9 protein-coding genes and 1 pseudogene are annotated in these 9530 nt (G+C 38.7%); 2 read left to right on the top strand and 8 right to left on the bottom strand.

Annotated features, from left to right (window positions below):
• Positions 1–319: 319 nt before the first annotated feature.
• A pseudogene (locus ACFWE9_RS23925) lies at positions 320–861 on the bottom strand (EamA family transporter).
• A gap of 519 nt (positions 862–1380) precedes the next feature.
• Here ACFWE9_RS23925 and trpS point away from each other — a divergent pair.
• Positions 1381–2367, top strand: a complete 987-nt coding sequence (trpS, locus tag ACFWE9_RS23930; protein WP_230158731.1) for a tryptophan--tRNA ligase — start codon at positions 1381–1383, stop codon at positions 2365–2367.
• Positions 2368–2428: 61 nt separating this feature from the next.
• Here trpS and ACFWE9_RS23935 read toward each other — a convergent pair whose 3' ends face one another.
• From ACFWE9_RS23935 to ACFWE9_RS23950, 4 genes are all read right to left on the bottom strand, one after another.
• Positions 2429–3184: a YjbA family protein gene (locus ACFWE9_RS23935; RefSeq protein ID WP_230158744.1), complete on the bottom strand. Its 756-nt coding sequence runs from the start codon at positions 3182–3184 to the stop codon at positions 2429–2431.
• Between the two features lie 108 nt (positions 3185–3292).
• Positions 3293–4063, bottom strand: coding sequence for a DUF2268 domain-containing putative Zn-dependent protease (locus ACFWE9_RS23940; RefSeq protein ID WP_230158730.1), 771 nt, complete (start codon positions 4061–4063; stop codon positions 3293–3295).
• Positions 4064–4447: 384 nt separating this feature from the next.
• Positions 4448–5686: a beta-ketoacyl-ACP synthase II gene (fabF, locus tag ACFWE9_RS23945; RefSeq protein WP_377359153.1), complete on the bottom strand. Its 1239-nt coding sequence runs from the start codon at positions 5684–5686 to the stop codon at positions 4448–4450.
• A 51-nt stretch (positions 5687–5737) separates the two neighbouring features.
• A complete protein-coding gene (locus ACFWE9_RS23950; RefSeq protein ID WP_230158728.1) occupies positions 5738–6673 on the bottom strand; it encodes a beta-ketoacyl-ACP synthase III in 936 nt (311 codons plus the stop codon).
• A gap of 202 nt (positions 6674–6875) precedes the next feature.
• Between ACFWE9_RS23950 and ACFWE9_RS23955 the strand changes: the two genes are divergently transcribed.
• Entirely contained in the window at positions 6876–7112 is a 237-nt protein-coding gene (locus tag ACFWE9_RS23955; RefSeq protein WP_230158727.1) for a hypothetical protein, read from the top strand.
• A 41-nt stretch (positions 7113–7153) separates the two neighbouring features.
• On the opposite strand, the gene ACFWE9_RS23960 is transcribed toward ACFWE9_RS23955, so the two are convergent.
• From ACFWE9_RS23960 to ACFWE9_RS23970, 3 genes are all read right to left on the bottom strand, one after another.
• Positions 7154–7336 (bottom strand): ComZ family protein, encoded by a 183-nt coding sequence (locus ACFWE9_RS23960; RefSeq protein WP_034314525.1) that lies wholly within the window; start codon positions 7334–7336, stop codon positions 7154–7156.
• Positions 7337–7655: 319 nt separating this feature from the next.
• Entirely contained in the window at positions 7656–8489 is an 834-nt protein-coding gene (locus ACFWE9_RS23965; protein WP_230158726.1) for a Rossmann-fold NAD(P)-binding domain-containing protein, read from the bottom strand.
• Positions 8490–8591: 102 nt separating this feature from the next.
• Positions 8592–9314: a hydrolase gene (locus ACFWE9_RS23970; protein WP_377359156.1), complete on the bottom strand. Its 723-nt coding sequence runs from the start codon at positions 9312–9314 to the stop codon at positions 8592–8594.
• Positions 9315–9530 lie beyond the last annotated feature (216 nt).

The following is a 9530-nucleotide window of genomic DNA, read 5'->3' on the forward strand; positions in this document are numbered from 1 at the left end:
CTCCTATATATTATAAATAATTAAAAAAACCTGCTTTACAAAATTTCAGCTTTAAGAATACGTTCAACAATCCTGTATTCCCTTGTGTTTATCCTTCCCTAAAATGGTCTGCTCATTGTGAAATATGTTAAACGGTTTGATTTTCCTTGAACTACTCATTTCATCCATATCACAAAAAAAAAACGGAAAATCCGTTCTATTGTGTAACTTTTTAATTATTTCGCTTTTTTTGTACATAACTAAGTTTTCGGAATAACTACCCACATTTTGGTAAATTATTTTATACCTTAGACTTCATGATAAGTTTAAGCGAACAAATTTACGTTTTCTCTAATATTCTTTCATCTTTTGGAGAATAACTGATCCCAACAAACACTAGAAAAATTCCGAGAAGCTGATAGATATCAGGATGGTAGTTCAAAATCGTCACATCCAGTAAGATTGCGATTATCGAATCAATAAAGACTAAAATAGCAATTGTTTGAGCCTTTAATTCACGTAACTGCTGAAAAACAAATAAAACACAAATCCTGTATGAATAAATCCTGTAACAAGTATATAAAGCCAATTCTCAAAGGTAAGATGCACAAAATTTGACCATTCCACTAATGGAATCAATAATAAAACACCCAGAGTCGTTTGAATAACGGTTGTTAACAACGGGCTAAGTATTTGAATTCCCTTTCCCATGATCGAAGTAAGTGCATAGAAGAATGCTGCTGCAAACGCCCATAAAACTCCGGTGGATAAAAATCCGGTCATCGTTGTATGTTGATGAATTCCGCCGGCTAACAATGTTCCCAAAAAGCAAACAAAGAAAAAGACCAATGTAGGCCTTACATTCGTATTTAGAAAACCCATGCTTTTGCAATTCGATAATCGCCTTGTCTTCCATAAACACACCTTCTTAGCAGTTAATGTACTAACCACTATTGATCATTCATACCAAAAAGTCTACTGCCCACATGGTCTAGTCTAAACAAAACCAATTGGAAACAGGTTCAGAGAAGACAGAGCCAATCCATTCAAATGAAGAAACCCAGTTAAACTTCTAATGTAAAGGTAGCTGGGTTTAAAACTTGGATGACCAAATTAACACTTAAAAGAAAACTTTCAGTTCTATTGGCTTGATTGCCGATTCGATTATACATTTAATATGAATAAATGCTAAAATACAGATATAGTGGACAATTCGAATTCTCAAAAATTTCATCGATACAGGACAAAACGGCCCTCCACAAGATTTAAATGAGCGTTTCCTATCATGGGAGCACCGCACATTTCTTTCAAAGAAAGTGGATTCATTTTCTATTTATCCTTACAATAATGAAGAACGAATATCCATTTATCAATAAACGCAATTAGAGGAGTGACTAGTAGTTGAAAAGGATTTTCTCCGGCATTCAGCCATCCGGTTCCGTTACATTAGGAAATTACATCGGAGCCATGAAACAATTCGTTAACTTACAAAATGAATATGAGTGTTTTTTTTGTATAGTTGACCAGCATGCAATTACAGTTCCACAAGATCGCCTAAAGCTAAGGAAAAGCATTAAATCATTAGCCGCTTTATATTTGGCCATTGGTCTTGATCCTGAAAAAAATACCATCTTCATTCAATCAGAAGTACCTGCCCATGCTCAGGCAGGCTGGATTTTACAAAGTATATCCTATATTGGTGAACTTGAGAGAATGACACAATTCAAAGACAAATCCGCTGGCAAAGAAGGGGTATCTGCAGCACTTCTTACATACCCGCCGCTGATGGCTGCCGACATTCTCCTTTACAGTACAGATGTTGTTCCTGTCGGGGAAGATCAAAGACAGCATCTTGAATTGACACGCGATTTGGCTGAAAGATTCAATAAAAAGCACAACGACATTTTCAAAATCCCGGAAATCAGCCTTCCTAAAGAAGGGGCACGTATCATGTCCCTTCAAGAACCAACCAAGAAAATGAGTAAATCAGACCCTAACAAAAAGGCGACGATTGCCTTATTGGATGATCCGAAGCAAATTGAAAAAAACATCAAGAGCGCAGTAACCGATTCTGAAGGTATTGTCCGTTACGATAAGGAAAACAAGGCCGGTGTTTCCAACTTGATGTCGATATACTCCATTTTTAGTGGAAAAAGCTATTCAGAAATAGAAGAGATGTATGAAGGGAAAGGGTATGGCGACTTTAAAAGTGATTTAGCTGAAGTGGTTCTAGGAGAAATCCTCCCAATCCAGGAACGCTATAATGAATTGATCGATTCGCCTGAATTGGATGAAATTCTTGACCATGGTGCAGAAAAAGCGAACAATGAAGCCAATAAAATGATCAGAAAAATGTATAATGGTATGGGACTTGGCAGAAAGAGATAAAAGAAAAAGACGATCCTCATCGGATCGTCTTTTCTTTTGTTCATTCAAATTTTCATTTCCACTATAATATAGATGGGCTATCGCCAGCCTCCACTTGCCAAAGCTTTTCAAAAAAAGGCTGCCCCTTCACCAAGTTTTCACAAAGTTGAAGGTGCTTCACTGACCAGCCTTCCTTCATTTCTTCATATAACTCAAGCCAAGCTATTTGAAAATCCATTTCTTGAATGCTCTCATATTTTTCAGGAGCCCACTCAGTATACCAATAGCGGATTTCAGCGGTGTTTTTCGCCGTGAATAATTGGTCCATGGCCATGAATAATAATTGCTTCAACTGTCTTTCTTTTCTTGTCAACCCATTCATGAATAAGGGAGACGGCGATAAAATATGATATTCTTTCTCAGATGCAGGTTTTTCAGTAAAGGTGTAATCCATCTCATCCTGGTTCTCAATCATGTCGTAAACAATTTGTTCCTGCCGGGGAATTATTCTGCTTTTCCTAATCGGAATATGATAACCTATCGTATCAACAGCTAGAATTCCATTTCCATCAGTAACGATAAAACAATAGTCAAGCTGAATTCGTTCATGATTTTTCCTTGCATATGCTTTTTGGAATATATCATTTAACAATGGCTTAGGTAATTCCGATAAGTCGTTTTCTATGTAGTGGAACAATGTTGTTGACACTTTCAACAAAGGAACTTGATCTAGTAGTTCAATTCCATCATCCTTCCTCCATTCATGAAAATGACAAATATTATAGCCGTTTTCTTCTCCTTCAAACCAGTTAACCCATACATCATGAAGATATAGCATCATTCATCCCTCACTTAAACAAATTTCTGTTTGTCACTCAGTATAGGCAGGAACCAGACAATTTATTCCTATTCTAGAAAACAGATTAAGAAAAAAAGAACGTATATATTAGTTCTTTTTTGATAAGAATTCTTCAGATTGAATGATGAATGATTTTTTCACGGAGAGCTTTTCAAAATTCTTCACCAGGTAATAGCCACTACAGTATCCCAGCATATATGGGAACCCTTTCGCTCCAAGCAGAAGAACATCATGTTGAGGGTCTGTACGCTTTATCATGTGCTTTTCTTCTAAATGCTTGCTCCAAAATTCCCGCAGTTTATCTTCCTGATATAACTTAGTCCACTTCGCTAAATATTTAGCGCCTAAATATTTCCCCACTGTTCTTTCCGCCAGTCCTTCCATGATCATCGTATCAAGAAGAGTAAACTCTTTTTGTTCTTTTTTCAAATGATGTAGTCGGCAAACATGATGATATTCATGAATCAATACCGCCTCCATTTCCTTTTCAGCTATCCCCTTATCATAAAAAAGGAATAGTTTATCTTTAAATGCCAACCCTGACTTCGTTTCAACCGTTTTCTTCCACATACCTGAAGACATGAGTGGAAAAATATATATGGGAACATCAGGACCTCCCCATAGCTTTTTATAAGAAGTAAACAGGCTTTGTGTTTTTTTCCAAACGTTATTTTCTTTTAAGTCTTCCCAAGTGAGTTTCGTTTTTTGATTTGGCGAATACATGCCGTGCCTCAATAACTGTTTATAGATCATACCCGCATCAAGCGTATTGTTGAATGTACCTTTGAGTCTTTCCATCATCTGGACCGGACGGTTGAAATCTTCCTTCAACCATTCATTTGTTGAAATAACTCCCAATTCCCATACACCCCCGCTCCTTTTGACTATCGTATGATTAATTAAAGGCGGTTGACACATATTATTTCCTTGTATGTTTTCCCTTCAACACAAAAAGAGCAGATCCCAAAAGATCTGCTCTCAGACTGTAGGCAAACTCTCGATAATAATGGAGTTTGTCTACAGTTTTTTGAGGATTGTAGTTAATTTCCCCTCCAGGCACTCACTTTCCTCGTGGTCCGCCCTCGGCGCCTTTGTGCATGCGGGACCCCACCCTTGGGACGCGTATTCCCGCAGGAGTTTCATACACCCGTTCCAATCAACTTTGATTTAACAGTTAGATAGACTCCCCCTTTTATCTACAAAAAAAGAGCAGATTCCAAAAGAATCTGCTCTTCCTTTAATTTATTGATATTTCTTGAAAAGAATGGTTGCGTTATGTCCACCGAATCCAAGTGAATTGCTGATGGCAGCATTGATTTCCAATTTTCTTGCTTGATTCGGAACATAGTCCAAATCACACTCTGGGTCTGGTGTTTCAATATTGATGGTAGGAGGCAGAATGCTGTCCCTGATTGCTTGGATCGTGAATATGGCTTCTACTCCACCTGCTGCACCTAACATATGGCCAGTCATGGACTTAGTAGAGCTTATTGCAAGTTTATAAGCATGGTCGCCAAAGACTTCTTTGACTGCCATCGTTTCATATTTGTCATTGTAAGGTGTACTTGTTCCATGGGCATTTACATATTGGATTTCTTCCGGGCTCAAGCCTGCATCCTCAATGGCAATTTTCATTGCTCTTGCCCCGCCTTCTCCACCAGGAGCCGGAGCCGTAATATGGAAGGCATCCCCAGTTGAGCCATAACCAGCTATTTCCGCATAAATCTTTGCCCCTCTATTCAATGCATGTTCCAGATCTTCGAGAACGATAATTCCGGAACCTTCTCCAATTACGAATCCATCACGATTCTCATCAAAAGGACGGCTCGCAGTCTGTGGATCAGGATTAGTCGATAAAGCCGTATTTGCACAGAAGCCTGCAACCGACATTTTTGTGATCGGTGCTTCGGCTCCGCCTGTGATCATCACATCGGCATCGCCCCGCTGAATCGCTTTAAACGCATCACCAATTGAATTTGTTCCTGTTGCGCAGGCTGTTACGGTACATGAATTTATTCCTTTAGCACCAAGTAAGATAGATACCTGGCCAGCTGCCATGTCCGGAATCATCATTGGTACGAAAAATGGGCTCACCCGCTTATACCCTTTGTTTAAAAAGTTTTCATGTTGTGTCTCAAGTGTCTCCAGCCCACCGATACCAGACCCGATCCAGACTCCGACACGCGCAGCATTTTCATCAGTTATTTCCAGTTCGCTATCATTATATGCCATAACAGATGCAGCAATGGCATAATGAGTAAAACGATCCATCTTGCGTGCATCTTTACGGTTGATATATGTCTCAATATCAAAGTCCTTTATTTCAGCTGCCACTTTAACGGGATATTCTTCGGCATTCAAGCGTGTTAATGGCCCTACCCCCGATTTTCCCTCGATTATATTCTTCCATCCAGTTTCTGCATCATTACCAACTGGAGAAATTGCTCCAATACCTGTTACAACTACTCGGCGATTAGTCATTAAAAATGGCTCCTTCCTATTTTAAAGCTCGTACGTTTTTTCTTCTTTTTTTTATTTACCCCATCTTAGAGCGATTGCTCCCCAAGTGAGACCTCCACCAAAACCAACCATAATGATTAGGTCATTGTCCTTGACTCTTCCTGCTTCCATTTCTTCCACAAGGGCAATTGGAATCGACGCTGAAGAGGTATTTCCATATTTATGAACCGTTTTTGTCATTTTTTCAATCGGCAGACCTAAACGCTCTCTTGAAGCTTCCATAATCCGAATGTTCGCTTGATGCGGTACAAGTAAATCCACATCTTCTTTCGTCAATCCGGCTTTATCAAGTACACTCAGGCTGGATTCCCCCATCTGACGGACAGCAAATTTAAAAACTTCACGTCCATTCATATGAATAAAATCTCCATCCTGTAATAAGTGCTGCCCACCAGTTCCATCTGCCCCTAATTCGAAGGAAAGGATCCCTTTACCTTCCGCAACAGGGCCAAGAACTGCTGCACCTGCTCCATCACCAAAGAGAACAGCAGTATTGCGGTCTTCCCAATTGGTTATTCTTGATAGCTTTTCGACACCGACTATCAACACATGCTTATATGCACCCGTCTGAATAAATTGCTGTGCGGTGATCATTGCATACATAAAGCCAGCACATGCCGCACTTACATCCATTGCAGCAGCCTTTTTCGCTCCCAATTTCTCTTGAATCATACAAGCGACAGTAGGAAACGACTGATCCGGTGTCACAGTAGCTACAAGAATTAAATCAATTTCTTCCGCCGAAATTGCCGCATTTTCCAATGCAGCTTTCGCGGCTTCATAAGCCATATCGGAAGTATTTATTTCATCATTGGCAATTCTTCTTTCCTCGATACCAGTTCTAGTACGAATCCACTCATCAGAAGTGTCCATAATTTTCTCTAAATCCGCATTTGTAACGATTTTATCGGGTAAGTAGCGGCCAAGACCTAGTATTCCAGCATTCATTCTGCCATCCCCTTATATTTTAATGAGTTATTATAAGCATCTATTATTACCTGGTACTAATTTTATATAAAAAAACACTTCCTTGCAAGAGCTAACAATTTTAAAGTCTAAAAGTATCTGTTTCCGAAGTTGGACACGTGTCTATGCCAATGGGATTTTAGGGACATACATTATTATTAAATGAGAAAAGGGGGAGATTAGCGTGGACATCTTCAATCGCAACAACAATCAGAGAAGCCAGGATGATCATTTTTCGAATTTGATGTTTGGCAAGAAAGAGGAACCTGAACCTGAACATGAGAATGAGAAATCGAAGGTTGATTACATGCAATTGATGCAGAGCGTTGAAACATTAATGGGCTTATACGGTCAATACAAACCGGCCATCGATAAAATGAATCTGAACCCACTGATTTCCAAGTTCTTGAAGAAAGGATAAAAAAATGAGGCTGCCCGTTTACCTGGACAGCCTACCTTTAATTAACGCTGCGCATCTTGTTTGCCTAGCTCATAAGCCTCTTGCATTACGCTTTTAAACAGCTCCATGAATGGCTCTGCCATCTCCATCGAGAATGGAATCCCGCTCGCTTCAAGCTTTGCTTTAGCTTCAGGGAAGTACTTCATAGCGATTCCCATAAATTCAAGCGTTTTATCTGAACTCATTTTTCGTTTCCCCCTATCTATTTGAATTTTCATCAATTGATTTAAGTGAAATCCAAAGAAATCTCCATTCCATCATAATTGTCTATGGCCCTTTCGTAAAGGTCGTAATCATAAAATAATGAATATCAATTGATGTTCATTCCTATCCTTGAACATTATAGTACAAGACATATTGGTTAGAGGCAAATTTACAGATTTGTCCTTTATATTTTCCGTGCTTTACCACAAATTGTGATCATCTATTCTACATACTTTGGAATGTTTTTTATTTAGTGAATAAGCAGCTTCCCCTTCAAGTACACTCCATTCCTTGCCCACTTTAATCATGCTTTCTCCATTCTTTAAGTAAGTTTAATCGTTTATTATGTTTTCTTTGTAAAGCAACGCCTTCTGCCGGATCCATTTTACTATGAACTTCAAATATAGTTCCTTTATTGATTTTGGTTGTGGATTTACTCATTAATGATTCCATGCTTTCACCAAATATTAACTGTGCACATTTATCCCAGTGATCATCTATGCTGCTGCACAATTGGATGTTCTTATCGGAAGAAGAAGTAAGAACCCCTTCCAATGCCTGCACAAAATCTGTGATGAAGAGAGCATCTCCAGTATATTCGTGAGCAATTGCCTTTTTGATATCAGACTGTCCCATTTGACTGATGCCGGCTTCAAAGCTCATGCCTTCCGATTGCCAAGGTCCATATATCGTCGGTAAAAATATGATTTTTGCAGAATCTATTCCACGAATCCCGGTTAATATCGGCTGAAAAATACCCGCATCTTCATCTACCGGCATGAAAACAACAAAATTTGGCATTTCATTCATGCCATTTTTTTTGTATTTCTCAATGAAGGAAACGATTTCGCCTATTAGAGAATCGGGTTTATCCATTTTTCCGTGTTGGATATCGTAACAAGATATGAACACAGTGTCCTCCTGTGAAATATCCAATAATTTAAGCTTATTTATCGGAAAGTATATAAAATTGGCACTTCTGCCTATTTCAAGTTCCTTTTCTTCAATAATATGTTGGTTTGCTTTTGAATCCGTCCAATCAATTCCGATCACTTCTTCACCCTGGTTCAAAAAATATTGAGTCACATAGAAACCAACAAATTGATAAGTGCCAATGACAATGTATGTTTGCATAAATACAGCCTCCTCGTATGCCATCAAGCCCACTTCATCCGGCACGTCTAGTTTTTTTAGATGCTGTATCGTATGCAAACTATTGTAAAAATATATCCATTCTCATAAAGACTCTTCATTCTCATTGAAAAATTTCTGTATTTGATAGGGGATTTTATAACGTTTTTCAGGCAATAAATACGTTAGCTGCAAGTTTGCTTTCCTAGCCAGCTGGATTTGTCGATAAAGTGCGGCTTGCTCTTTCCGCATGCTTCCAAAAACCTGAATCACTTTCATAGGGATATTTTCCGCGATTACTTGATTTTCAGTATCCAGAATATGCTGTTCACATTCTGCTGGGTCGAGCTCATATGCAGCCGCAACCTCCGACAGCCACTTTTTATAGAAAAACTTATTATCCTTTTCCTTCTCAAGCTGTGCTTTCAAGGAAAAAACCGGATCGATCAATACGACTGAACGTATCTTACTTCCAAGTTCATTCATTAACTTTAAAGCGAGGAGTGCGCCTGTCCCCTCTGCCAATACATGAACCTTTTGATTGACTATTTCTTTTTTAATGAAGAGCATATATAGGTTAAGGGAAAGGTCAAGTCCTTTTGGACTGCCCCAGTTAGCTCCGTAAAAATTGGATGAAAATAGCGTGTATCCGTATTCCTTTAAATATTCCAATATCCGTAACCTGCCAGGATGCTGAAGCCAAAAGCTGCCGTCTTTTTCGACAAAATGGGTTCGGTCTCCAATCACCATTATAGAAAAGCCACTGGGCCGTTCTGGATAATGGACGATATTCCATTGGTCATCAATTTGAAAAGTTCGTTGTTCCATCGGTCACAAACTCCTTTAAGGAATATTACTACTATATTAATTTATGAAGATAAATAGAAAGGGTCAGTGGAAACGCCTAACTTCTAATCCTAAATTAACCAAGCAGGGGTGATTTTGATTATTAGTGAGCCCCTATAATTTCCTTATTGACTTTTGGTACCAACTTTATTGCTTTTAAAGTTAACCTATGATTTAATGTATTGAATTATTTAATAG

Origin of the sequence: Peribacillus sp. NPDC060253, from assembly GCF_042727425.1 — a bacterium.
Lineage (GTDB): Bacteria > Bacillota > Bacilli > Bacillales > DSM-1321 > Peribacillus.

Bases quoted from the DNA above. Each gene is read 5' to 3' on its own strand.
- ACFWE9_RS23965 (WP_230158726.1), bottom strand. From the start codon at position 8,489: ATGCAAACATACATTGTCATTGGCACTTATCAATTTGTTGGTTTCTAT.
- ACFWE9_RS23960 (WP_034314525.1), bottom strand. From the start codon at position 7,336: ATGAGTTCAGATAAAACGCTTGAATTTATGGGAATCGCTATGAAGTAC.
- fabF (WP_377359153.1), bottom strand. From the start codon at position 5,686: ATGACTAATCGCCGAGTAGTTGTAACAGGTATTGGAGCAATTTCTCCA.
- ACFWE9_RS23935 (WP_230158744.1), bottom strand. From the start codon at position 3,184: ATGCTATATCTTCATGATGTATGGGTTAACTGGTTTGAAGGAGAAGAA.
- ACFWE9_RS23970 (WP_377359156.1), bottom strand. From the start codon at position 9,314: ATGGAACAACGAACTTTTCAAATTGATGACCAATGGAATATCGTCCAT.
- ACFWE9_RS23950 (WP_230158728.1), bottom strand. From the start codon at position 6,673: ATGAATGCTGGAATACTAGGTCTTGGCCGCTACTTACCCGATAAAATC.